Genomic DNA, 23,833 nt, shown 5'->3' on the forward strand with positions numbered 1-23,833 from the left:
GCTACATCGCGCCTCCTAGCTTGATCTAGGAACAGTCAGCTCGACCCAGCGAAACATGAGGACGCCGCACGCAGCAGGTACTCCTGTCCCCCTAGTTGCCCCTGGACCTGGTGGACTTCGATGGGTTGCTCAGCACGTGGCGCCTGTTAGCGGCGCACACGGCATGCCTGCAATCTTCGCCTGGTTGAAGCAATACAGAGTTGCTCTTCAAGACTCGCTATTTCAGGGGGCTTTGAGATGAGTCTGCTTTGGGCTGGAACCGACGATGGATCGATATAACGGATTGAAGCGTGGCAGCGAGTTCGGGGGTGTGCACCATTTCGAGCAATGCACGCGATGACGGTGCCTCGAACGCATTTTTCCCAGCAACGAATCCGACATTTGAGTGCGACATTGGTCCATTGATTGCGATTGCGTGGAGATTTGGAATGTGCGCGAGTTGGCCGGCGAGAGATTGCGGAAGAACTGCCGAATATTTTCCTGTCGCCACGTGTGCCGATAGCACGTCAATTGAATCAGTGCGAATAGTCTGTGCGGTACATTGCGTCAGCCTATCTTGAATGGGTTCAGGTACTGCCGAGTTCAGCACGCAGAGTTGTCTATTGAGAACATGGTCCCACGTTGTGCTTCGGGGTTGCTGTGTTCTCGCGGCGTGAAAAAGGAAAATGCGTTCACGGTACAGAAGGTGAGTATCGAAGTCTTCCCCTGGGATATCCTCCAAATGCATGAGTGCGATATCCAAATTGTTTTCTCGAATCGCCTGTAGCAGGGAAGAAGCGCCGGAAACCAGAACTGATTGTTGAAGTAAGGGCGTTTTTTCAGCAAGGGCGATGCTTAATGTGGGCGCTACACCGGCAGTTCCTGGGAGTATCCCTAGCCGGAATTGCCCCTCTATACCTCGCCGTAGTGCGGAGAGTTCTCGCTCCAGCCCTTTGCAGTCGTCATACATCTGCTGAGCCCAAGACAGTACGCGCATCCCTTCAGAAGTGAGGCCGTCATAGCGTCGGCCATGACGCACGATCTCGACACCCATGTCTTCCTCCAATTGCTTAATGCCCGCGGAGAGTGTCGGCTGAGAAACATTGCAGCTTTTGGCCGCGTTGCCAAAATGGCCTTCACGGTGCAAAGCAAGCAAGTATTCAAAGTTTCTTACGATCATATATTTTCTTCTGATAAAGTTGATTAGATTTTATACTTTCACGAAAAACCCTGCGCACGCTTCGATCCGCGTCCAACCTTGGACACATAGCTGGCACGCATGAAAGGCTGCTGCGCGCAGTGCCCATACAGTAGGTTCGACTCGTCATCGACGGTCAGCACCACAACGCACGGGACAGCCAATAGCGCGAACACAGGTGCTTCGCGCTGTGGGGCGAGTCGTCCTCATGTAGCTTAGCAGTTGGCGCGTTCTGGAAGGGAGTAAGCGTGAGTGGTGAGGCACGCAACCGCAAAAGGCGGTGCTAAGCTCTTGAGCTGTTCGGGTCGTGGCCGCGAGTCGTTGAAGCGGCGAGAGAATGGAGCCTGCCGTGGCCGTTGTGGCGCAGCTAGTACACCATGCCCCCAGCGTTTCCTTAGCTGCGATTGACGGACATGCCTGGCGGTAGCTCAATAACAGCCATTTATGGATGAAGGAACGAGGGGAATGAGGCAGATGAAGATATTCACGATTGGATTCACTAAGACCTCCGCGCGGTCCTTCTTCACCAAGTTAAGTGCTTCTGGTGCCAAGCGCCTTGTCGATGTTCGCCTGAATAATGTTTCGCAATTGGCCGGCTTCGCTAAGGATGGTCTGAAATAGCCCTGTATTTCTGACTGACTTCAGCCTACGCTGATTTTGAAAGCGGTAAACCGATCAAAAAACGATCAAATCGCCCGCTTATTTCGGTGTTTCTGGCCCCAGCGAGCACCTCGCCGCGCCATTTTCTGCATTACAAGCGCACCTCTCCTGCATTCGTCAGTAAATGTCGGCGTGCCATCCATAGGTTCGACAGGGCGAACAGCGTCACCAGTTGCGCGGTGTTCTTCACCAGCCCCCGGAAACGCACCTTGGTGTAGCCAAACTGCCGCTTGATCACGCGAAATGGATGCTCGACCTTGGCGCGCACCTGGGCCTTGGCCTTCTCGATCTTGCGCTTGGCCTTGTACAACGCGCTGCGCTTATCGAGTTTCTTGTAGGTGCTGCGGCGTGCCGCCACCTGCCAGATAACCTTACGATCGACATGCTCTGGACGTTTCTCAACGCCGGTGTAGCCCGCGTCCGTACAAACCACGTTCTCGTCGCCATGCAGCAACTTGTCGACCTGAGTAACGTCCGCAACGTTGGCCGCCGTACCCACCACGCTGTGCACCAGGCCCGACTCGTCATCCACGCCGATGTGCGCCTTCATGCCGAAGTAGAACTGCTGGCCTTTCTTGGTCTGGTGCATTTCCGGGTCGCGCTTGCCGTCCTTGTTCTTGGTCGAACTCGGCGCATGGATCAGTGTGGCATCGACGATGGTGCCCTGGCGCAGCGACAGACCACGATCACCCAGGTAACCGTTGATCACACCGAGGATGCCGGCCGCCAGTTCATGTTTTTCCAGCAGGCGACGGAAGTTGAGGATGGTGGTTTCATCAGGAATGCGTTCCAGGCTCAACCCGGCGAACTGGCGCAGGATGGTGGTCTCGTACAGCGCTTCCTCCATCGCCGGATCGCTGTAGCCAAACCAATTCTGCATCAGATGTATGCGCAGCATCGCCATCAACGGATACGCCGGACGACCGCCTTCACCCTTCGGGTAGTGCGGCTCGATCAGGGCAATCAACCCCTTCCACGGCACCACCTGATCCATCTCGATCAGGAACAGCTCTTTGCGGGTCTGCTTGCGCTTGCCGGCGTACTCGGCGTCGGCGAAGGTCATTTGCTTCATCGGAAAACTCGGCGGGTGGAGTCCGGGTATTTTGCCAAAATCAGGAAGTCTTTTTCAGGATTTCCCTAAACGCGAGGATCTTCGATATTTTTCCGAGGCGTTGTGCGGGATGGAATATGAACATCTACCAGCACTTGCTCCAACCAAAGACATGTTCGAGGAATATAAAATAAAAGGGGGAGATTGGGATATCTACGCCAGGAAATTTCTGGATTTAATGTCGTCCCGAAAGATTGAGTCAATCGATAAAGAAAAGATTGATAACAGTTGCCTGCTTTGCAGCGAAGTGAATCGCCCCTGGTTTCGTAGACACCTCCAAGCCTCATAATGAGGCCCAAATAGGAGGTGCCATGAGTCGTCAGCGTTACCCCGAAGAATTCAAGATCGAAGCGGTCAAGCAAGTGACCGAGAAAGGCAAACCCGTCGCCGATGTCGCCCAGCGCCTGGGCGTGTCCGTGCATAGCCTTTACGCCTGGATCAAGGTCTACAGCAAGCCCCAAGAGCAGCGTCAGCAAGACGACGATCAGCAGGCCGAACTGCGCAAGCTGCGCGCTGAACTCAAGCGCGTGACGGAAGAGCGAGACATCTTAAAAAAGGCCGCCGCGTACTTTGCCAAGGAGTGCGGCTGAAGTACGCCTTCATCAAGAAGCACTCGACTGATTACCCGGTGCGGCGCCTTTGCCAAACCCTCAAGGTGCACCCCAGCGGCTACTACGCCTGGCTGGCCGAGCCTCAATCTGCCCGAGCAAAAGAAGATCAACGTCTGCTTGGCTTGATCAAACACGCTTGGCTAGAAAGCGGAGGTGTATACGGCTACCGCAAAATTCACGATGACCTACGTGAGCTGGGAGAGGAATGCGGACGAAATCGAGTCGGGCGCTTGATGCAGGCGGAGGGGCTGCGTTCGCAAACGGGCTATCGGCGGCGTCCAGGGTTTTACGGTGGAAAACCAACAGTGGCCTCGCCCAACCACCTCGCGCGGCAGTTCAAGGTCAGTGAGCCGAACAAGGTCTGGGTGACAGATATCACTTACATCCGCACCTATGAAGGATGGCTCTATCTGGCGGTAGTGCTGGATCTGTTCTCACGCCAAGTAATTGGTTGGTCAATGAAGCCAAGGATGTGCAGCGACCTGGCTATCGACGCAATGTTGATGGCTGTGTGGCGACGCAAGCCACAGCAGCAAGTGATGATTCACTCAGATCAAGGTAGTCAGTTCAGTAGCTCAGATTGGCAAAGCTTCTTGAAGGCTAACAATGTAATCAGCAGCATGAGCCGGCGGGGAAACTGCCACGACAATGCCGTAGCCGAGAGCTTTTTCCAGCTTTTGAAGCGGGAGCGAATCCGACGAAAGATCTACACAACCCGTGAAGAAGCCCGAAGTGATATTTTCGATTACATCGAAATGTTCTATAACCCTAAACGCCGACACAGCAGTGCTATGCAGCTGTCTCCAATAGAATATGAGAAACGCTATTTCCTGAGCTTGGAGAGTGTCTAGGAAACCAGGGGCGATTCAAAGACAAGCCCCATCACTGCCATCGGAGGCTAGTGGCCGAGTACCTTGCAGGCAAATGGCCGAATGTTGAGATCGTGCATCTTTAGAGGGGCGACGTAGCTCCACGTTTCCAACGCCTCGTCTGGAGGGCTGAGAGAGACAAAGGCGCGTATCGGCGGGAGCCGGCGCCACACATTGGGCGTACAGAGCAACCTCGCCCGCCACGGCTCGATGTCGGCGCTCAACGAGGCGAGTGGCTCCAGGTGCATTGGCAGACGGGCCGCTGGCTGACGTCGTGGCGATCGGCGGATATGCACTGGGAAGCCCGCCCATGTGTTGGGCTATCATGTTGGCGACGCCTGCGCCCAGGTGGGGCGCGGCAGGATCGCCGTCATTTACACCCCAGTTTGGTACTGCTATAGGTCTTCTGAAATAGCCGATACATCAGGACAAATTGAAGTAGCTCAATTAGGAGATATCTAATGTCAACCGGTACGTTCATTCTGCACTCCAGCTATACGCCGGCGGGGGACCAGCCAGAGGCGATAGCGCGCCTACTGTCGGACATAGAAGAAGGTGCGACACACCAGACGCTGAAAGGTATCACCGGCTCAGGTAAGACCTTTACGATGGCGAATGTGATTCATCGTCTGAAGCGGCCCACATTGATCTTGGCTCCTAACAAGACGTTGACCGCGCAGCTTTATGGTGAAATGAAGCACTTCTTTCCCGAGAATGCTGTCGAGTACTTCGTTTCCTACTACGATTATTTTCAGCCCGAGATCTATATGCCGGGCACCGATCGTTTCATTCCAAAGGACTCGGCCATCAACGACCACCTTGAGCGCCTACGCCTGTCCACGACCAAATCCTTGATTGAGCGCCGCGATGTGATCGTCGTCGCTTCGGTGTCTTCAATCTACGGCCTGGGTGACCCGGATGCGTACCGAGCGTTACAGATCGCTCTGTCCCCTGGCGTCAAAATAAACCAGAGAGAGCTGATTCGTCGCTTGGCTCTGCTGCAATATGATCGCACTGAGCGCACTCTCAAACGTGCAACGTTTCGGGTGCAAGGTGATGTGATCGATATCTTTCCTGCTGATTCCGAGCATAGGGCAGTTCGGGTGGAACTGCTGGATGACTCTGTTGCGTCTGTTCAATGGCTAGACCCTGTTACAGGTAAAACGCTGGGGGCAATTGACCATTACTTGGTTTCGCCAAAGACGCTTTTTGCACCGCCCACGAATAAAATAGATTCCGCGTCCAAGAAGATACTCGCTGATATGGAAGAGCGGGTTGCCGAGCTTAACAGAAATAATCGCTTGGTCGAGGCAAACAGGCTGTACGAGCGGATCACGCATGACGTGGAGATGATGCGCGAGGTAGGCTATTGTTCGGGGATGGAGAATTATTCCTGCTACTTCAGCGACCGGGACCCGGCCTCGCCTCCGATCACATTGCTGGATTACCTGCCGAAAGATGGGCTTCTGTTCGTCGATGAATCCCACGTCATGGTGCCACAGATATCCGCAATGTACCGGGGGGATCAGGCGCGCAAGGAGACGTTGATAGATTACGGGTTCCGCTTGCCTTCGTCTAAGAACAATCGCCCGTTGAACTTTGGTGAATTCGAGAAGGTCAAGCCACAGACCATCTTCGTTTCCGCGACGCCGGGTGACTACGAGTTGAAGGTGTCGAAAGACAGGGTTGTCGAACAGGTTATCAGGCCGACGGGACTGCTTGATCCCGAGGTTGAGGTGCGCAAATCGGATGGGTACATAGATGATCTGCTTGCTGAAATATCGAAGTGCGTGAAGAAGAAAAATCGCGTGCTCGTGACCACGCTGACGAAGGTCAGTGCAGAAGAGCTAACGGATTTCTTGACGGACCATGGGATTCGAGCGCGCTACATGCATTCGGACATAAAAGCGGAGGATCGTGTTGAGATCATCAATGGCCTGCGCGCAGGAGAGTTCGATGTTTTGATTGGGATTAGCCTTTTGCGCGAAGGGCTGGATATTCCCGAGGCATCATTGGTTGCTATTCTCGATGCGGATCGGGCAGGCTTCCTGCGGTCGGCCCAGGCACTCATTCAGATGATAGGTCGAGTTGCTCGGAATGAAAACGGAAAGGCGATCTTGTACGCCGACGTGACGACTCCGGCGATGAAACAGGCGATCGATGAGACAAATAGGCGCAGGCAGCTTCAAATTGCCTTTAACGAAGAAAATGGAATTTCTCCGGTCTCCTCTGTGCGAAAACTAGCAGGAGAAGAGACGAGTACGGAGGAGCCCACAGTTCATACCGAGGCTTTTTGCGAGAATTTGTCCGACCTTTGCGACCAAATTACTGCCAAGGAGCAACAGTTGCTCGAATTTACTGATACTGGCGACGAGCAGCGCGTGGAAGATATCCGTCATCAGTTGGATGGGTTGTACCGGCAATTTATTTATATCTAATCGTTCGCCGGCATTGGATTGCATGGCCGACCGATCTGCACTTGGCGCAAGGGGCAGACGGTCGGCTCATCATTCAAACGGAGGGGTGAACCGCCGAGGCTCAGTGCCCCGCTTTCCAAGGCAGGTGTCCTACAGCGTCTTGCGGCGTGTCAGCGCAAAGCTGGCAACGATCCAACGGCGACCAGCATTTCATCAAATACCGCTCGAACCCTTCCCGGAATGGGGCCACGCTGAGGCCGATAGACGTACAACCCCCATGCCGGAGGTTCTTCGGTCTCCAGCACTCGCACGAGCTTCCCGCTGGCAATGTAGGGGGCAGCCATGTAGTCCGCCAGTTGCGCGAACGCGATTCCGGCCAACGCTGCCCCCATTTCCATGTCGGCGTTGTCGGCGACGAGGGTGGGAGCGGTGGGTGTCCACTGGCGTCCCGCCTTGAAGTGCCAAGGCCAGGGGCGGCCGGTATTGATATCCAAGGCCACGGTGACCGGCAGGCTGCTTAGCGCATCGATGTTTTCAGGTACACCCACTTTCTTGATCAGGCGCGGAGCGGCAACGATTGGGAGTCTCATGTCGGCCGCCTTGCGCGCGACGAAGCGGCTATCGCGCATGAATCCGACCCTGATCCCAACGTCAATCCCTTCGTCAACCGTGTTGCTGATGCGATCGGACAGGCGCACATCCAGAGTGATACCAGGATGACGCGCGGCCACGCGTTCCAGTGCAGGCAGCACCGCTCTGGTGCCCAAACTGTGCGGTGCGGTGATGCGAACCGTGCCGGACAGGGATGCCTGCTGGTCGGACCCAGGCGTCCGCCATAGATCCTCGAACCGCTCCAATGCCGGGCGCACCTGGTCTAACAGCCCTTCGCCGAAGGCGGTGATGCGCACCTGGCGTGTGCTTCGATGAAACAACACCTCGCCGTAGTGTTGCTCCAGTTGCTGGATGGCACGGGTGACACCTTGCGGAGAAGTCCCCAGCCGGACGGCCGCATCGCGAAAACTGCTGCTTTCGGCCGCCACCCGAAAGATGCGCAGTAGTTCCATTTCCTTGTTCATGACGAACACCTCATGGCCAGTTTCGCTGCTCGTTAATTGTTCCAGATAGTGGAATTATAAAATCGCAACAATTCCATATACAAGGGAGGCGCGGTTGCCCAAACTGGCAACACCCCCGAATGCTCCGCGCCTAACAACCCAACAAGGAACGCGAATGAACGCTGCGACTCTCATCACCGCCTACTACGACGCCTTCAACCGCGGCGATCGCGAGGCCATGCTGTCCATGTTGACCGATGACGTTGCGCACGACTTGAACCAAGGCGCTCGTGAGGTCGGTCGCGAAGCCTTCCGCGCCTTCCTGCGGCGCATGGATCGCTGCTATGGCGAGCAACTGCGCGGCATCGTGGTGATGGTCAGCGCCGACGGCCTGCGCGCAGGCGCGGAGTATGTGGTGCATGGCGAATACAAAGTGACGGACGACGGACTGCCGGAAGCACAGGGCCAGCGCTACGTGCTGCCGGGTGGCGCGTTCTTCGACATCCGCGATGGCAAGATCGCTCGTGTCACCAACTACTACAACCTCGGCGACTGGATCGCACAGGTCGGAGGGGATGCCTGAAATGACCAGCGACGTGCAGGTGCTGGTTCGTCGTGGATCGGACATTGCCGAATGGTTCGACACCGTGGCACATCTGCGGGCGAAGGTCTTCCGCAGCTTTCCATACCTGTACGAGGGCGACATCGAATACGAGAAGCACTACCTTTCCATGTACGCTCGTTCGGCAGACAGCCTGCTGGTGCTCGCGCTCGCTGATGACCTGGTCGTGGGTGCGTCCACGGGGTTGCCTCTCGGCGATGCAGAGCCGGCCTTCCAGGTGCCGTTCGCCGATCGAGGAGTCCCGATGGAGGCAGTGTTTTACTGCGGCGAATCAGTCCTGCTCCCGGCCTTCCGGGGGCTTGGCCTGGGCCACCGCTTCTTTGACGAACGCGAAGCGCATGCTCGTTCGTTGGGCGGCATGCAGTGGACATCGTTTGCGTCGGTGGATCGAGCAGACGACGATCCTCGGCGTCCTTCCAACTACCGCAGTAATGATCCCTTCTGGACCCGTCGTGGCTACGTGCGGCAGTCGGACATGAAGGTTACGCTGCCCTGGAAGCAGGTGGGTGAGCCAAGCGAAACCGAGCAGACGCTCACGATGTGGCTGCACTCCCTGGAGAACGCGAAATGAAAGTGGCAGTTGCGAAATACGCAGTGGGCCAGCCCACGGACTTCGAGGCATTTGCTGCGCGGCAGCGACTGGTTCTGGAGGAGGCGCGTCGTGGCGGGGCGGAACTGGCCGTGTTGCCCGAGTATCTATCCCTCGAACTGGCTGCAACGTGCGAGCCGAGCATTCGCCATGATTTCAACGCCTCTCTGGCCGCGCTGCAGGCCTTGCAGTCTCCGTGGCTGGCACTGTATGCCGACTTGTCGCGCGAGTTATGCATGACCATTCAGGCCGGTACGTTTTTGACCCAGGTTGGACTGAACCGCTATCGCAACCGGGCTTGGTGGTTTGCGCCTGACGGTACACGCGACTACCAGGACAAATTGCAGTTAACGGGGTTCGAGAAAGACACCGGCGTCATCGAGGGTGGCGACGAACTCAAGGTGTTCGATCTGAAAGGCGTGCGTGCCGGCATCGCTGTCTGCTACGACAGTGAGTTTCCATTGCCCGTGCGAGCCCAGCGAGAGGCGGGGGCGCGCCTGCTGCTGGTCCCGAGCTGTACCGACACCCGAGCAGGTGCAACCCGGGTCCGTGTGGGCTGCATGGCGCGGGCACTGGAGAACCGAATGTTCATCGCGCAGGCCGTGACGACTGGAACTGCCGACTGGAGTCCGGCGCTGGACACGAACACTGGCGAGGCCACGATCTACGCACCAATGGATCGTGGATTCCCGGAGGATGGCATTCTCGCGACGACTTGCGGCACGCAGACATGGGCGATCGCTGATCTTGACGTAGATGCGCTCGAACGAAACCAAGAACAGGCCCAGGTTGCAGTCGATCGCGACTGGGACGGTCAGATGTTGCCTGCACTGCGGAATGCTCGGTACTCGGGTCGTAAGGTCGCCTAGCCGGGGTCATCTTGATAGCTTCAGCTCGATGAATCCGTGTACATAGGCCATGTCTATCTGCACATAGATTTTTCCAGTTTGACCAGTTTTGAACTTGCCCCGATGCTGTCGATACATGCAAAAAATATTCATTGATTTGAATGTTTTGCGCTTCTTGGGAACAAATCTGTACTAGCCTGTAAGAGTGCTCGAAGAGCACAGAATTTGTGGCGAAGTTCGGCCGCATATACTATGGGGGAGTATTGTATAATGCGGCGATGTACCCAAGTAGAGAGGTGTTCGATGCCACACAGCCCGGAAGAAAAGAAGCAAGCACTGACGCGCATCAGGCGCATCAAAGGTCAGGTAGCGACTCTTGAGCAAGCGCTTGATGCAGGTGCGGAATGTCCTGCAATTCTTCAGCAGCTTGCGGCCGTTCGTGGGGCAGTCAACGGATTGATGGCAACCGTTCTGGAGAGCTATCTGCGGGAAGAGTTTCCCAGTAGCGAAATCAGGAGCGATTCGCAGAACAAGTCCATTGACGAGACCATCTCTATCGTCCGCTCCTATCTGCGGTAGAGGCACCAGGGTGCCCTCGGTGAGGGCAAATTTAGTTAGCTAGTAAAGGAAGCGACATCATGAAATCACGTGCAGCAGTTGCCTTTGGGCCAGGAAAGCCGCTAGAAATCGTCGAGATCGACGTCGAGCCGCCGCGCAAGGGCGAGGTGCTCATCAAGATCACGAACACCGGCGTTTGTCATACCGACGCCTTCACCCTGTCGGGCGACGACCCCGAAGGTCTCTTCCCGGTCGTGCTGGGTCATGAAGGTGCGGGTATCGTCGTGGAGGTGGGTGAAGGTGTGACCAGCGTGAAGCCTGGCGATCACGTCATTCCCCTCTATACCGCCGAGTGCGGCGAGTGCCTGTTCTGCAAGTCCGGCAAGACCAACCTGTGTGTCGCGGTTCGTGCAACCCAGGGTAAGGGGCTGATGCCCGATGGTACGACTCGCTTCTCGTACAACGGTCAGCCGCTTTACCACTACATGGGCTGCTCGACCTTCAGCGAATACACGGTCGTCGCCGAAGTCTCGCTGGCCAAGATCAACCCGGACGCCAATCCCGAGCACGTCTGCCTGCTGGGCTGCGGCGTGACCACCGGCATCGGCGCCGTGCACAACACGGCCAAGGTACAGCCCGGCGACTCGGTGGCCATCTTCGGCCTCGGCGGCATCGGTCTCGCTGCGATTCAAGGTGCACGCCAGGCCAAAGCGGGCCGCATCATCGCCATCGATACCAATCCGGCGAAGTTCGAACTGGCTCGTACCTTCGGCGCGACCGAATGTCTCAACCCGAAGGACTTCGACAAGCCGATTCACGAGGTTCTGATCGAGATGACCGGCTGGGGTGTCGATCACACCTTCGAGTGCATCGGCAACGTCGACGTGATGCGTTCGGCTCTGGAAGCTGCCCACCGCGGCTGGGGCCAGTCGATCGTCATCGGCGTGGCTGGTGCTGGCAAGGAAATTTCGACCCGCCCGTTCCAGTTGGTCACCGGTCGCACCTGGAAGGGTTCGGCTTTCGGTGGGGTCAAGGGCCGCACTCAGCTTCCCGGCATGGTGGAAGACGCAATGAAAGGCGAGATCGATCTCGCCCCGTTCGTCACCCACACCATGGGCCTCGACGACATCAACAAGGCCTTCGACCTGATGCATGAAGGCAAGTCGATTCGCACGGTGATCCACTACTGATCACCCACTATCCATTCAACACCAACCACCAAGGAAATTAACCATGTCCAATCCTGTCATTTCCGGCGACGGTATCTTCTCGCACGTCTTCGTCGGCGCCGCCGACCTCCAGAAGTCGACCGCGTTCTATGACGCCGCTCTGGGTGCTCTCGGCATCAAGAACCTCGGTCCTTTCGGCAACGGATGGGTGCTTTTCGGTCGCGAAAAGCCGGCTTTCATCATCGCTCGTCCGGGCAATGGTGAAGCGCCTTCCGGCAACGGCGTGACGGTCGGCTTTGCGGCCGCCACTCCCGCCGAAGTGGACGCCTTCCACGCCGCCGGCCTTGCCGCAGGCGGCACCGACGAGGGCCAGCCCGGCCCGCGTGGCCACCTGCCGGGTGCCTATGCGGCCTACCTGCGTGATCCGGCGGGCAACAAGGTTTGCGCGTACACCTTCGTCTGAAAGCCAGGAAGCTGAGGGCGTTCTGAAAAGGCCAGCACAAGCCTCTACACGGCGAGCCTATTGGACGGACCGTGTAGAGCGGTGCCCGCTCATGAAGATCGGCCCGCAGCCATGTGCGAAACGCATGGCTGCGGGCATTTGCTTTGAAGCGTGTTTTTCAACCAATGAGAAATGAGGTCGTTATGCAAGAGCCGGCCAACATCAATACGACGACCGTACAACCCGCCCCGACCGCCACCGTGTACGGCATGCCGGCCTATGCCGATCGTGCTGCGGCCGTGGGTGAAGTGCATGCGCGCCCGCATCTGTTGATTCAGGCCCCCCGCAGCATATTGCAGCTCGCTTTCATTACCGAAGGCGATCAGGCCAGGGATCAGATGGCGATGAGTGAGTTGTCTCATCGCTTCGGCGTTGCCGAACCCGACCATGCTACGCCGCTTCACGGCGTGACATGGGATGAAGGAGACCTGCACTGCGAAAAGCACACCGAGTTCTCGACGTATCTATGGTGCGCTTCGCTGGATTCCGAGACGGGAGAGCCGTGCGGCGAAAATCCGTTCAAGCATGGATTTGTTCCTCCCGGCCCGGTCGTATCCGGCATCCGTTTGAGACTTCTTCCGTGGACGCCGGAAACGGAGAAGGAGGTCGATCGCTTCGATCCTGCCAGCCTGTGCTACTCGCTGGTGGAGAACGGCTCTGCCGCCATCCTGACCGACTTTCGACAGGATGAGGATGGCCTGACGCAGATGCTCGTCCTGGCCCGCGATTTGACCCCGGCGCGGGCGGGTGCGCTGGCTCAACGTCTGCTGGAGATCGAGACTTACCGCACCTTGGCGTTGCTGTCCTTGCCGTTGACGCGGTCGATGACGTCGGAGCTGCGGCGCATGGAGTCGCGCCTTGCGGCGATCACCGACGAGATGTGTACGAGCTTGGTGGAACGGCGCGACAGCGACGTGCTGCTGTCCGAATTGACCGCCCTGGCTGCCGAGCTGGAAGCTGGCGTTGCGGCGAATCTCTATCGCTTCGGCGCCAGCCGTGCCTACTACGAGATCGTCGAGGAAAGGCTGGCAGCGCTTTCGGAAGAAGCCGTATCCGGGTACTTCACCTGGGCGGATTTCCTGCAGCGTCGCATCGCTCCCGCCATGCGGACATGCCAATCCGTAAAGGAGCGCCAGACCAAGCTCTCCGACAAGCTGACCCGGGCCATCGCGTTGCTGCGTTCCTGGATCGACGTCGAGCTTGAACGCCAGAACCGCGATCTGCTTGCGTCGATGAACAACCGGGCCAAGATGCAATTGCGCCTTCAGCAAACCGTCGAAGGCCTGTCGGTCGCGGCAATTTCTTATTACGTCGTGAGTCTTCTCGGCTATTTACTCAAGGGCATTCCGATGGTTCACGACAGCGTGGCGCCGGTGATGGCGGTTCTGGTGCCTGCGGTGATGCTGACGATCTGGTGGATCGTGCGCAGGATCAGACACGCCCACGGTGACACGGCAGCGGAAGAGAAATCTTCCTGAAGAGCTGCCGTCCTGGTGCGCGAGAGCTGCGCCGTTCCTTTGAACATAGGAGAACACCATGGAACGCATCGAACATCACGCCAGCTTTGATGGTTGGCAGGACGTTTATCAGCATGAATCCACGACGCTCGGTTGCACGATGAAGGTCGGCGTCTATCTGCCTCCGCAGGCACAGCACAGCAAGGTGCCGGTGCTGTACTGGCTTTCAGGCCTCACCTGCACCGAGCAGAACTTCATCACCAAGTCCGCCGTCCAGCGCTACGCAGCCGAACATGGCATTGCCGTCGTCGCGCCCGATACCAGCGCACGCGGCGAAGGCGTTGCCGACGATCCCGCCTATGACCTCGGACAGGGGGCGGGTTTCTACGTCAACGCCACGCAGGAACCCTGGGCTGCGAATCATCGGATGTATGACTACGTGGTGCAGGAACTACCGGCGCTGATCGAGGCCCACTTTCCCGTGACGGCGGAGCGGAGCATCAGCGGCCATTCCATGGGCGGGCATGGCGCCCTGGTCATCGCCCTGCGCAACCCGGGCCGTTATCGAAGCGTCTCGGCCTTCTCGCCCATCGTCGCGCCCACCCAGGTTCCCTGGGGACACAAGGCCTTCGAGGCGTACCTGGGCAGCGACCGGGAGGCGTGGAAGCAGTACGACACCGTGGAGCTGATTCGCACCGTGCAGGAGCGTCTGCCGCTGCTGGTGGATCAGGGCTTGGGCGACGAGTTCCTGGAGAGTCAGCTTCAGCCCGATCTGCTGCGCAAAGCCTGCGACGAGACGGGGCACCCGCTCACGTTGAATCTGCGCCCTGGCTACGACCACAGCTACTACTTCATTGCCAGTTTCATTGGCGAGCATATGGCATACCACGCATCGGCGCTGAAACGCTGAGAGAGATGAGATCAGGTTATGACAAAGACCTCCAAAAACCGACATCACGTCGTCATTATCGGAGCGGGCTTCGGCGGGATCGAGGTTGCCAACGAGCTTGCTGGTGCCGAGGTCGATGTGACGATCATCGATCGGCGCAATCATCACCTGTTCCAACCCTTGCTTTACCAGGTTGCAGGGGCGTCACTTTCGACATCCGAGATCGCATGGCCTATTCGCTATCTCTTCCGCAATCGCCCGGAAGTGAACACCTTGATGGCGGAAGTGGAAGGCATCGACCAGGACGCGCGTCAGGTCATTCTCAACAATGGCTCACGCCAAACCTACGACACGCTCGTACTCGCGACAGGCGCTACCCATGCCTATTTCGGACACGACGAATGGGGGGCTTTTGCGCCGGGGTTGAAGACGCTGGAAGATGCCACGGCCATTCGGGGCCGAATCCTCGCGGCTTTCGAGGAGGCCGAGCTCACGAGCGATCCTCAGCAGCGTGCCGCGCTGCAGACGTTCGTCATCATCGGTGGTGGTCCCACCGGGGTTGAATTGGCCGGGACCATCGCCGAGCTTGCACGAGACACGCTGGCGCGTGACTTCCGCTCTATTGACCCGAGCACGTCCCGGGTTGTACTGATCGAGGCGGGCCCGCGTCTGTTGTCGGTCTTTCCAGAGGATCTTTCGGCCTATACGCGCCAGGCACTCGAAAAGCTCGGGGTCGAGGTCGTGCTGGGTACGCCGGTCACCGAATGCTCGGCCGACGGCGTGGTGTATGGCGGCAAGCCCCTTTCGGCCAAGACCATCGTCTGGGCCGCAGGGGTCAAGGCGTCTCCCGCGGCTCGCTGGTTGGGTGCTGCGTCTGATCGTGCGGGTCGAGTGGTCGTTGGTCCCGACCTGACGGTGGCTGGTCGCCCGGAGGTCTTCGCCATCGGCGATACCGCCTCGTGCACTATGGCCGACGGGAAGCCCGTACCGGGCATCGCCCCGGCCGCCAAACAGCAAGGGAAGTACGTCGCCAACCTCATTGGACGGCGTTTGAAAGGCAAGTCCGCTGACGGGCCTTTCATATACCGGCATCAGGGGAACCTGGCCACCATCGGCCGCAGCCTGGCCGTGATTGACATGGGGCGGGTTAAGCTGCGTGGTGCCTTTGCGTGGTGGATCTGGAAGCTCGCGCATATCTACTTTCTGATCGGTACGCGAAATCGTCTCAGCGTCGCTTTGAGCTGGGTATGGAACCACAGCATCGGCTACCGCGGCTCTCGCATCATCATGCATGCGATTGCCGACAAAGAGCCCACAGCGTTGGATAAATCCGGCTCTCTGGATTGAGGTGCCCACCTTATCGGAACGTCAACTATCAGAAATGCCAGGGAGAGCAACTTGACCGATCTATTCACGACAAAGCCCAAGCCTCCCTTGGCCGAACTCCTGCGGCCCAAGACGCTGGATGAATTCGTCGGGCAACGGCACTTGCTCGGCCCCGGCAAGCCGCTGCGTCTCGCGTTCGAGGCGGGCAAGTTGCACTCGTTCATCCTCTGGGGGCCGCCAGGCGTGGGCAAGACCACCCTGGGGCGCCTGGCCGCCAGTGCGACCGACAGCCGATTCATCGCCATCTCGGCCGTGCTGGCCGGGGTGAAGGACATCCGGCAAGCCATCGACGAGGCCCAGGCTGAACTGGACAACCATGGTCGATCGACGGTGCTTTTCGTCGATGAGATCCATCGCTTCAACAAGGCGCAGCAGGATGCCCTGCTGCCCCATGTCGAGTCGGGGCTCCTGACCCTGGTGGGGGGGACGACCGAGCATCCGGGGTTGGCGGTCAATTCCGCACTGCTCTCGCGCGCGCAGGTCTATACCCTCGAACCGCTGTCCAGCGACGAACTGAACCAGCTCTACGAACGCGCACTGCCGCATCTCCAGGGCGTCAAGTTGGACGCGGACGCGCTGGACCTGCTAAAGGGCTTTGCCGATGGCGATGGCAGGCGCTTCCTCAATCTGCTTGAGCAGGTGACGAATGCGGCGTCGGGCGCGGGCAAGACCGTGGTCGATGGCGAGTTCGCCAATCTGTCCACGAGTCCATCGCTGCGCAGGTTCGACAAGGGCGGTGACGAGTTCTACTGGCAGCTCTCAGCCTTCCACAAGTCGCTACGGGGCTCCGACCCCGATGCGGCCCTGTATTGGCTGGCCCGCATCCTCGACGGCAGCGGCGACGTGAGCCAGGTGACCCGCCGCATGGTGGTGATGGCCAGCGAAGACATCGGCAATGCCGACCCGCAGGCGCTGCAACTGGCACTCAATGCCGCGCTGGCCTACGACAGGCTGGGCTCACCCGAAGGCGAGATACCGCTGGCCCAGGCGGTGACTTACCTCGCTCTGGCCCCCAAGTCGAATGCCGCCTATGCCGCCTGGGATCAGGCCAAGGCATTCGTCAAGCGCAGCGGCTCCCAGGCTGTGCCGCTCCATCTTCGCAATGCGCCGACGAAGCTGATGAAGCAGATGGGCTATCGCGAAGGCTACCGCTACGCGCATGATGAGCCCAACGGCTATGCCGCTGGGCAAACCTATTTTCCCGAGGGCGTGGCGCGGCCGGGCTGGTACCAGCCAACGGACAGGGGCGTCGAGCGAAGGCTGGGAGAAAGGCTCACTTGGCTGCGCTCGCTCGATGACGCGACGCCGCTAAGCCCGTACACTTGACCGATATCCCCCCCGAAATCGGCCCATCGCTACCTCACGAACTACAGAATAAGAACATGCCAGACGCTTCTCTCGGTGAATCCTCTGCGAATATCAGACGGAGTCGAGTTGCCCGCTATCTACGCACTGAGTCCGGGGCGGCGGTGCTGCTGGTGATCGTCACGGTTGTGGCGCTGGCGTGGGCGAACTCGCCGCTATCCGATGCCTATTTCGGGTTGTGGCACCTGGACGTCGGGTTCAACTTTGGGCCATTGGGCCTGCACATGGATCTGCATCACTGGGTCAACGACGGCCTGATGGTCGTCTTCTTCTTCCTGATCGGCCTGGAGGTGCGTCAGGAGTTCGCCCACGGATCGCTCCGGGATCGCAGCCGTGCCGGTCTCGCCCTGATCGCGGGTGTCGCGGGTGTCGTGCTTCCCGCTCTGGTGTACGTCCTGCTCGTGGGGCTGGCCGGAGGTCAGGGCCTGCACGGGTGGGGTGCGGTGGTCGGCACCGATACGGCGTTCATGCTGGGCACCCTGGCGATCGTCGGTCCGCGGCTGTCCGGTCAGTTGCGTGTGTTCCTGCTCACCCTGACCGTGGTCGATGACTTCCTCGCCGTGTCCATCATCGGCATCGTCTATAGCGAGGAGATCCGGGTCGTCCCGTTGTTGATCGCCCTCGCCAGTCTCGTTGCGCTGTGGTGGCTGGGGCGCACCCGCCAGTGGCGGGCAATGCCGTATGTGCTGATCGTGATCGTGCTGTGGCTCGCAACCCTGTACTCCGGCATCCATGCCTCCCTCGCCGGGATGGCCGCGGGGCTGCTGATCCCCGCCTATGCGACGCAACGTCACGGGGTCGTTGCGGCAAGACAACTGTTCCGCGACTTCTGGCAGTCGCCGAGTGCCGCATCGGCCCGCGCGGTGGACTGCGGGCTGTCCCGGGGTATCTCGGTGAACGAGCGATTGCACGAGTTCCTGCGGTTGCCGACGGCGCTGCTGATCGTGCCGATCTTCGCCTTGGCGAACGCCGGGGTGGACCTGCGTGGCGGGCTGCTCGCTGAGGCCTTCGGCTCGCCCGTGACCTGGGGCGTCATCGCGGGGCTCGTGCTCGGCAAGCTCCTGGGCATCGGGCTCACCACGCTCGTCGCCGTCCGTCTCGGCCTGGGCCGGCTGCCCGAGGGCGTCGGGGTGGGGAGCGTGTTCGGTGGGGCGGCGCTGTCCGGGATCGGCTTCACCGTGTCGCTGCTGATCATCGGGCTCGCGTTCGGCACGACCTCCGACCTGGGCCGCCAGGCGACGGTCGGCGTGCTCGTGTCGATGATGCTCGCCACGTTGCTCGGGTGGCTCATCTTCAAGGTTGCCGCTCGCAGGTGGGGTGAGGAGACCGCCGATCTGCCGATGGTGCTTGAGCCGCCGGTCGATCCCGAGGTCGATCACATTCGCGGGCCAGAGGACGCGCAGCTCACGCTGGTGGAGTACGTGGACTTCGAGTGCGAGTACTGTGCGCACGCTACCGGTTCTTGGGAGGATCTGCGCGCCCACTTCGGGGACGACCTGCGGTATGTGGTGCGCCACTTGCCGCACCACCCGCATGGGCCGATCGCCGCGCGTGCGTCCGAGGCGGCATCGAATCAGGGGATGTTCTGGCCGTGGCTGGACTTCGTGTTCACCCGTCAGCACGCGCTGGAGCGCGAGGATCTGATCGGCTACGCCGCAGAGCTTGGGCTCGACGTCGATCGGTTCATCGCGGATCTCGACAGCCCTGCGGTGATCGAGCGTGTCGAGCGCGACCTCGCCAGTGCGGTCGCCAGCGGTGCGCACGCCACGCCGACGTTCTTCGTCGAGGGTCGCCGCCTGCGCGGCAGCTACGACGCCCGCTCTGTCACCGCAGCGCTCGAAGCTAGCCGCCGCGGCACCCGAACTCAGGAAGTCCCGTCCTGAGCGGGACGAACTACCGGATAAAAACATGCCAAACAATTCTTTCGGTGAATCCTCTTGTACCGCTGCCGCCAGCGGCATGGTGGAAGTGCGCGGCGCGCGCGAGCACAACCTCAAGGACGTGGATGTCGCCATCCCGCGTAACGCGCTGGTGGTGTTCTCGGGTGTCTCCGGCTCCGGGAAGTCCTCGCTGGCCTTTGGCACCATCTATGCCGAGGCCCAGCGGCGCTACTTCGAGTCGGTGGCCCCCTATGCGCGGCGACTGATCGACCAGGCCGGCGTACCGGACGTCGATGCGATCGACGGCCTACCGCCGGCGGTGGCGCTGCAACAGCAGCGGGGCTCCAGCAACGCGCGTTCCTCTGTGGGCAGTGTGACCACCTTGTCCAGCCTGGTGCGGATGATGTATTCGCGCGCTGGCGCCTACCCAGCCAACCAGCCCATGCTGTACGCCGAGGATTTTTCGCCCAACACGCCGCAGGGAGCGTGCCCGACCTGCCACGGCCTGGGCCATGTGTACGAGGTGACCGAGGCCAACATGGTGCCCGATCCCTCCCTGAGCATCCGCGAGCGGGCGATCGCCTCCTGGCCCCCCGCCTGGCAAGGCCAGAACCTGCGCGACATCCTGGTCAGCATGGGCTACGACGTTGACCGACCGTGGAAGGACCTGCCGAAGAAGGATCGCGACTGGATTCTGTTCACCGAGGAAACACCGACGGTGCCGGTGTACGCCGGCTTCACGCCTGCCGAGACCCGCGCCGCGCTCAAACGCAAGATGGAGCCGAGCTACATGGGCACCTTCACCAGCGCCCGACGGTATTTGCTGCACACCTTTGCCAACACCCAGAGCGCGCTGATGAGAAAGCGCGTGTCCCGGTTCATGGAGGGCAAACCGTGCCCCACCTGCCACGGCAAGCGGCTCAAGCCCGAGGCGCTGTCGGTCACGTTCGCCGGCGTGGACATCGGCGAGTTCATGCAGATGCCGCTGGATCAGTTGGCGGCCTTGCTCGAACCCATCGCCCAGGGCGATTTCCGCGCCCATGCAGCGGGGGCGGCTACGGACAAGGAAGCGACCCGACGCGACCGTGCCGAACGCGCGGCCTCCGGCCGCGCCGTCCATGCGGTATCGCCCGACGTGCGCCGCACCTCGGCGCTATCGGAAGAAAAGCGCCTCGCCGCGCAGCGCCTGGCCGGTGGCGTGATGGCGCGCCTGCGTCAACTGCGTGGGCTGGGTTTGGGTTACCTGACGCTGGACCGAGCCACGCCGACGCTTTCGGCCGGCGAGTTGCAACGCCTGCGGTTGGCCACGCAATTGAGTTCCCTGCTGTTCGGCGTCGTGTACGTGCTCGACGAACCCTCGGCGGGCCTGCATCCCTCCGACAGCCAGGCCCTGTACGACGCGCTCGACCGGCTGCGCGATGCGGGTAACTCGGTGTTCGTGGTGGAGCACGACCTTGACCTGATGCGCCGCGCGCAATGGCTGGTCGATGTCGGGCCGGATGCCGGGGAGCGTGGCGGCCGCGTGCTCTACAGCGGCGAACCGGATGGCCTGCGCAAGATTGCCGAATCGCGTACTGCACGCTACCTGTTCGACGAGATCCCCGCGCCGGGAAGCCGAGCACGCGAAGCGACCGGCTGGCTGGAGCTGCAGGGCATTCACCGCCACAACCTGCATGGCGTGGATGCACGCATTCCGCTGGGCGTGCTAACAGCCGTCACGGGTATCTCCGGCTCCGGCAAATCCAGCCTCGTCGCGCAGGCCCTGCCGGAGTTGGTGCTGCTACACCTGGGCCACGAGCCTGAAGACGATGCGGCCGATAACGCCACCAGTGAAGGGCCGGCCGTGATCGAAGCGACCGGTGGTCATCTGGCGGGCGACGTGGACGCCATACAGCGCCTGGTGCAGGTGGACCAGAAACCGATTGGGCGCACGCCGCGGTCGAACCTGGCTACCTACACCGGCCTGTTCGATCATGTACGCAAGCTGTTCGCCGCCACGCCCGATGCGCGACGCCGCCGCTATGACGCCGGACGGTTCTCGTTCAACGTTGCCAAGGGGCGCTGCGAGACTTGCGAGGGCGAGGGTTTCGTGAGCGTGGAACTGCTGTTCATGCCCAGCGTGTACGCGCCGTGCCCTACGTGCCATGGCGCACGCTACAACGAGGCCACGCTGAAGGTGCAGTGGAACGGGCGCAACATCGCCGAGGTGTTGCAGATGACCGTGGACGAGGCCAGCGAATTCTTCGAGGGTGAAGATGCGGTGGCAAGGCCACTGCAACTGCTGCGTGATATCGGACTGGGCTATCTGCGCCTGGGGCAACCGGCCACTGAGCTTTCCGGTGGCGAGGCGCAGCGCATCAAGCTGGCGACCGAGCTTCAGCGCAGCCAGCGCGGCCGAAGCCTGTACGTGCTCGACGAGCCGACCACCGGACTGCATGCGTCGGATGCCGACCGGCTGCTGGTGCAGTTGCAGCGCCTGGTCGATGCCGGCAATACCGTGGTGATGATCGAGCACGACATGCGCGCGGTGGCCCAGGCCGACTGGGTGATCGACGTGGGGCCGGGCGCGGGCGCTGCCGGCGGCAGCATCGTAGTGGCGGGTTCCCCTCAGCAGGTGGCCCGAACGTCTGGCAGCCGAACCGCTCCGTTCCTTGCACAGGAGTTGGCGCGGGCCGAGTAGCTCAGTTCGCTAAATGTTGCCAGCTTTCGCGGGGCATTGATCGCCACACGGTGGTGGCGATCAATGCCCGAATCGCGTCATCCTTCCTGAGTCAGAGCAAGATAGGGATTGTTGGGCGGTATTTCGGGGAATGCCAAGGACCCATCTTCCAGGAGGTAGCCATGCAGTCGGCGGGACTTCCTCGGGCCCGTGACTTCACAAGTCCAAATGTTCAGGCCATTGGGGTGCTTGCGATGTAGCTGCAGCTTCTCGAAGCGCTTCTGCATCCACTGCCAATCCTGTTGATTCTCCTGCTTGGCAAGCGCGCCCACTTCGGGATGCTCCTGCGCATAGCGTTGGAACACACCAGGGCTGACCAGGTAGGCCGTGTCATTCACCGTATGCACGAGCGCCTTCGCGTCGTTGATGATGAGCCGTCGTGAGGCGATTCCCTGCTTCAGCCAAGCCATGAAATGTTCCCCGGATGGCTTCGTCGCCGATGACAGAGGCGTAGGCGCAGGTGCAGGTGATGGAAGGGAGGTTGCGGCTGTCGCTGGCGTGGGAGTGTGGAAGAACTCCTCGGCATCCTGGCCAACGCCGGCCGACTCACCCAAGCCCACCATCGCGAGCAAGTCCTCCATGACGTCGGGCATGGGCTGGGCTGCGGGAGGTGAAACGATGGTGGTGCCGTCGCCCTCCCAAATTGGAGGTTCTTGACCTCCCTGCGCTGGTTTCCCCGAGACAGTAGGCGCGGGAGCCGACGTGCTGGCATCGTTTTCTGCGGGCGTCGCGTCGATCTCTACCGTGCCTGCGAAAGGTGCTGGTCGCTCGCCAGACTCCCAGATCAGCGCGGGAGCGAGACGCAACAGGGTGAACGAATGGGACCAGCCGGTCGTGCTGGTCACGGTCGCGCGCCAGACCGCTTTGCCGTCCGAGGTAGGCTGGAGCATGCCGTGATCCTGCAGCACGTTGAACACGGCAGTGTTGTTCGCAGGAATGCCATCGATCCCTTGAGACAGGAGATGTGCGCGCAGTTTGTCCGAGACTGTCTTGCTCACCAGCCACAAACCATCCTCGGTGAGCCAGCCATCGGAGGCTTCCGGCTGGTTCAGCTTCAACTGTTCCTTGAGCAGGTAGCGCAACCCGTCCAGCAGCTTGCGTTGCAGTGCGTGCTTGGGCGCTGCCATGGCGCGGGCTGGATCGCCGCCCAACTCCTGAGCCACGGAAGCGCGGTCGGCCTGTACGACCAGTTCTCCCAGCACGCCGGCGTGCTCGTACTGTCCGGCCAGGACGTAAAGCAGCGGTGCCCAGAGAGATGGATAGCCGCTGAGCCAGTCCAGGATGTGGCGATCGAGCAGTTGGCGGTAGAGCAACCCCGTCGCGGCGCTGTGCAGGCGGTACTCGCGGTCTTCGCGGTAGCGGAATCGGTATGGCTGGACCAGAGGGTCATGCCACGGATGCCACACGGTCCCGTCGGCCAGTTCGACGTGCAGATCGACGGCGATCTTGCCAACGTCGTGGAGCAGCGCGGCATAGGCGACGGCGGCGGTCCAGGCCTCAGACTGCGCCGCCTGATCCTCGGGACTGGCACCGATGGGTAGCAAATGGGACTGCCGGAGCTTCAGGCTGTAGGCGACGATTTCCAGGCCGTGGTCCAGCATGCCGCCGGGGTATGCGTGATGATGCGCCTCGGAAGCCGGGAAGGCCTGGACCAGCTCGGCGTAGCGTTCCAGCGGCGCCCGGTACAAGGTGGCGAACTGCCTGCGCGAGAGCGACGTGCGCTGCCAGATGTGTTCCAGCAGCTTCTGTCGGCGCGGCGTCGCCAGCAGCGAAGCGGCCGACCCAGGCCGCAGCAGCCCTTTCGGGAGATCGATGGCGGGTGCTGGCGATGGATCGGCAGCGACCGAGGGCCGTTTTCGCTGGAACAGGGAGAGCATGTGAGGTGTCCTAATGACGGGCCGACCGGGAGGCCTTTTGGCCTTTTCGAGGTAGGGCCTTTCCCCTTGCAC

19 protein-coding genes are annotated in these 23,833 nt (G+C 60.5%); 15 read left to right on the forward strand and 4 right to left on the reverse strand.

Translation table 11 applies throughout. The annotated features are described in order from the left end of the window. Positions 1–217 precede the first annotated feature (217 nt). On the reverse strand, positions 218–1,159 hold the full coding sequence (locus IMZ29_RS05270) for a LysR family transcriptional regulator (protein ID WP_054572497.1): 942 nt from the start codon (positions 1,157–1,159) through the stop codon (positions 218–220). 769 nt (positions 1,160–1,928) lie between these two features. Then, complete coding sequence (locus IMZ29_RS05275; protein WP_064613796.1) at positions 1,929–2,909, reverse strand: IS5 family transposase; 981 nt, start codon at positions 2,907–2,909, stop codon at positions 1,929–1,931. A 31-nt stretch (positions 2,910–2,940) separates the two neighbouring features. Between IMZ29_RS05275 and IMZ29_RS05280 the strand changes: the two genes are divergently transcribed. From IMZ29_RS05280 to uvrB, 3 genes are all read left to right on the forward strand, one after another. Then, positions 2,941–3,237, forward strand: a complete 297-nt coding sequence (locus tag IMZ29_RS05280; RefSeq protein ID WP_256445157.1) for a DUF488 family protein — start codon at positions 2,941–2,943, stop codon at positions 3,235–3,237. A 22-nt stretch (positions 3,238–3,259) separates the two neighbouring features. Then, a protein-coding gene (locus IMZ29_RS05285; RefSeq protein ID WP_182275479.1) for an IS3 family transposase occupies positions 3,260–4,410 on the forward strand; the annotation gives its coding sequence in 2 pieces (ribosomal slippage) (positions 3,260–3,494 and positions 3,494–4,410; 1,152 coding nt in all). A 479-nt stretch (positions 4,411–4,889) separates the two neighbouring features. Further along, positions 4,890–6,866, forward strand: coding sequence for an excinuclease ABC subunit UvrB (uvrB, locus tag IMZ29_RS05290; RefSeq protein WP_023435200.1), 1,977 nt, complete (start codon positions 4,890–4,892; stop codon positions 6,864–6,866). Positions 6,867–7,015: 149 nt separating this feature from the next. On the opposite strand, the gene IMZ29_RS05295 is transcribed toward uvrB, so the two are convergent. Then, on the reverse strand, positions 7,016–7,921 hold the full coding sequence (locus IMZ29_RS05295) for a LysR family transcriptional regulator (RefSeq protein ID WP_023435201.1): 906 nt from the start codon (positions 7,919–7,921) through the stop codon (positions 7,016–7,018). A gap of 154 nt (positions 7,922–8,075) precedes the next feature. Between IMZ29_RS05295 and IMZ29_RS05300 the strand changes: the two genes are divergently transcribed. The 12 genes from IMZ29_RS05300 to IMZ29_RS05355 all read left to right on the forward strand — a co-directional run bounded on the left by IMZ29_RS05300 (position 8,076) and on the right by IMZ29_RS05355 (position 21,845). Continuing rightward, complete coding sequence (locus IMZ29_RS05300) at positions 8,076–8,483, forward strand: ketosteroid isomerase-related protein (RefSeq protein ID WP_023435202.1); 408 nt, start codon at positions 8,076–8,078, stop codon at positions 8,481–8,483. 1 nt (position 8,484) lies between these two features. Next, positions 8,485–9,093 (forward strand): GNAT family acetyltransferase, encoded by a 609-nt coding sequence (locus IMZ29_RS05305; RefSeq protein WP_023435203.1) that lies wholly within the window; start codon positions 8,485–8,487, stop codon positions 9,091–9,093. Next, entirely contained in the window at positions 9,090–9,980 is an 891-nt protein-coding gene (locus tag IMZ29_RS05310; RefSeq protein WP_006402492.1) for a carbon-nitrogen hydrolase family protein, read from the forward strand. Before IMZ29_RS05305 ends, IMZ29_RS05310 begins: the two co-directional genes overlap by 4 nt. Positions 9,981–10,262: 282 nt before the next feature. Next, a complete protein-coding gene (gene frmR, locus IMZ29_RS05315) occupies positions 10,263–10,538 on the forward strand; it encodes a formaldehyde-responsive transcriptional repressor FrmR (protein WP_007182548.1) in 276 nt (91 codons plus the stop codon). Positions 10,539–10,597: 59 nt separating this feature from the next. Next, positions 10,598–11,707: an S-(hydroxymethyl)glutathione dehydrogenase/class III alcohol dehydrogenase gene (locus IMZ29_RS05320; RefSeq protein ID WP_023435204.1), complete on the forward strand. Its 1,110-nt coding sequence runs from the start codon at positions 10,598–10,600 to the stop codon at positions 11,705–11,707. Positions 11,708–11,750: 43 nt separating this feature from the next. Continuing rightward, on the forward strand, positions 11,751–12,149 hold the full coding sequence (locus IMZ29_RS05325; protein ID WP_023435205.1) for a VOC family protein: 399 nt from the start codon (positions 11,751–11,753) through the stop codon (positions 12,147–12,149). Between the two features lie 182 nt (positions 12,150–12,331). Further along, the gene (locus IMZ29_RS05330; protein ID WP_023435206.1) at positions 12,332–13,666 is read left to right on the forward strand and encodes a DUF3422 family protein; all 1,335 of its coding nucleotides are present in this window, start codon (positions 12,332–12,334) and stop codon (positions 13,664–13,666) included. A 58-nt stretch (positions 13,667–13,724) separates the two neighbouring features. Then, positions 13,725–14,555, forward strand: coding sequence for an S-formylglutathione hydrolase (fghA, locus tag IMZ29_RS05335; protein ID WP_023103887.1), 831 nt, complete (start codon positions 13,725–13,727; stop codon positions 14,553–14,555). A gap of 18 nt (positions 14,556–14,573) precedes the next feature. Beyond that, positions 14,574–15,881 (forward strand): NAD(P)/FAD-dependent oxidoreductase, encoded by a 1,308-nt coding sequence (locus IMZ29_RS05340; RefSeq protein ID WP_023103888.1) that lies wholly within the window; start codon positions 14,574–14,576, stop codon positions 15,879–15,881. Between the two features lie 51 nt (positions 15,882–15,932). Next, positions 15,933–17,246 carry a replication-associated recombination protein A gene (locus tag IMZ29_RS05345; protein ID WP_006402503.1) on the forward strand — a complete coding sequence of 438 codons (1,314 nt, stop codon included), beginning with the start codon at positions 15,933–15,935 and terminating at the stop codon, positions 17,244–17,246. Positions 17,247–17,302: 56 nt separating this feature from the next. After that, positions 17,303–19,168 (forward strand): Na+/H+ antiporter NhaA, encoded by a 1,866-nt coding sequence (gene nhaA / locus IMZ29_RS05350; RefSeq protein ID WP_029885974.1) that lies wholly within the window; start codon positions 17,303–17,305, stop codon positions 19,166–19,168. 25 nt (positions 19,169–19,193) lie between these two features. After that, positions 19,194–21,845 carry an excinuclease ABC subunit UvrA gene (locus IMZ29_RS05355; RefSeq protein WP_029885973.1) on the forward strand — a complete coding sequence of 884 codons (2,652 nt, stop codon included), beginning with the start codon at positions 19,194–19,196 and terminating at the stop codon, positions 21,843–21,845. Between the two features lie 77 nt (positions 21,846–21,922). Here the strand turns inward: IMZ29_RS05355 and mobH are convergent, their stop codons facing one another. After that, positions 21,923–23,761: a MobH family relaxase gene (mobH, locus tag IMZ29_RS05360; RefSeq protein ID WP_023435209.1), complete on the reverse strand. Its 1,839-nt coding sequence runs from the start codon at positions 23,759–23,761 to the stop codon at positions 21,923–21,925. Positions 23,762–23,833 lie beyond the last annotated feature (72 nt).

This window comes from Verticiella alkaliphila, assembly GCF_018904615.1.
Lineage (GTDB): Bacteria > Pseudomonadota > Gammaproteobacteria > Burkholderiales > Burkholderiaceae_B > Verticiella > Verticiella alkaliphila.

What these genes read in the sequence shown, in the direction of transcription:
- IMZ29_RS05270 (WP_054572497.1), bottom strand. Translation starts at nt 1,159, where the DNA reads ATGATCGTAAGAAACTTTGAATACTTGCTTGCTTTGCACCGTGAAGGC.
- IMZ29_RS05275 (WP_064613796.1), bottom strand. Translation starts at nt 2,909, where the DNA reads ATGAAGCAAATGACCTTCGCCGACGCCGAGTACGCCGGCAAGCGCAAG.
- uvrB (WP_023435200.1), top strand. Translation starts at nt 4,890, where the DNA reads ATGTCAACCGGTACGTTCATTCTGCACTCCAGCTATACGCCGGCGGGG.
- IMZ29_RS05295 (WP_023435201.1), bottom strand. Translation starts at nt 7,921, where the DNA reads ATGAACAAGGAAATGGAACTACTGCGCATCTTTCGGGTGGCGGCCGAA.
- IMZ29_RS05300 (WP_023435202.1), top strand. Translation starts at nt 8,076, where the DNA reads ATGAACGCTGCGACTCTCATCACCGCCTACTACGACGCCTTCAACCGC.
- IMZ29_RS05305 (WP_023435203.1), top strand. Translation starts at nt 8,485, where the DNA reads ATGACCAGCGACGTGCAGGTGCTGGTTCGTCGTGGATCGGACATTGCC.
- IMZ29_RS05310 (WP_006402492.1), top strand. Translation starts at nt 9,090, where the DNA reads ATGAAAGTGGCAGTTGCGAAATACGCAGTGGGCCAGCCCACGGACTTC.
- frmR (WP_007182548.1), top strand. Translation starts at nt 10,263, where the DNA reads ATGCCACACAGCCCGGAAGAAAAGAAGCAAGCACTGACGCGCATCAGG.
- IMZ29_RS05320 (WP_023435204.1), top strand. Translation starts at nt 10,598, where the DNA reads ATGAAATCACGTGCAGCAGTTGCCTTTGGGCCAGGAAAGCCGCTAGAA.
- IMZ29_RS05325 (WP_023435205.1), top strand. Translation starts at nt 11,751, where the DNA reads ATGTCCAATCCTGTCATTTCCGGCGACGGTATCTTCTCGCACGTCTTC.
- IMZ29_RS05330 (WP_023435206.1), top strand. Translation starts at nt 12,332, where the DNA reads ATGCAAGAGCCGGCCAACATCAATACGACGACCGTACAACCCGCCCCG.
- fghA (WP_023103887.1), top strand. Translation starts at nt 13,725, where the DNA reads ATGGAACGCATCGAACATCACGCCAGCTTTGATGGTTGGCAGGACGTT.
- IMZ29_RS05340 (WP_023103888.1), top strand. Translation starts at nt 14,574, where the DNA reads ATGACAAAGACCTCCAAAAACCGACATCACGTCGTCATTATCGGAGCG.
- nhaA (WP_029885974.1), top strand. Translation starts at nt 17,303, where the DNA reads ATGCCAGACGCTTCTCTCGGTGAATCCTCTGCGAATATCAGACGGAGT.
- IMZ29_RS05355 (WP_029885973.1), top strand. Translation starts at nt 19,194, where the DNA reads ATGCCAAACAATTCTTTCGGTGAATCCTCTTGTACCGCTGCCGCCAGC.
- mobH (WP_023435209.1), bottom strand. Translation starts at nt 23,761, where the DNA reads ATGCTCTCCCTGTTCCAGCGAAAACGGCCCTCGGTCGCTGCCGATCCA.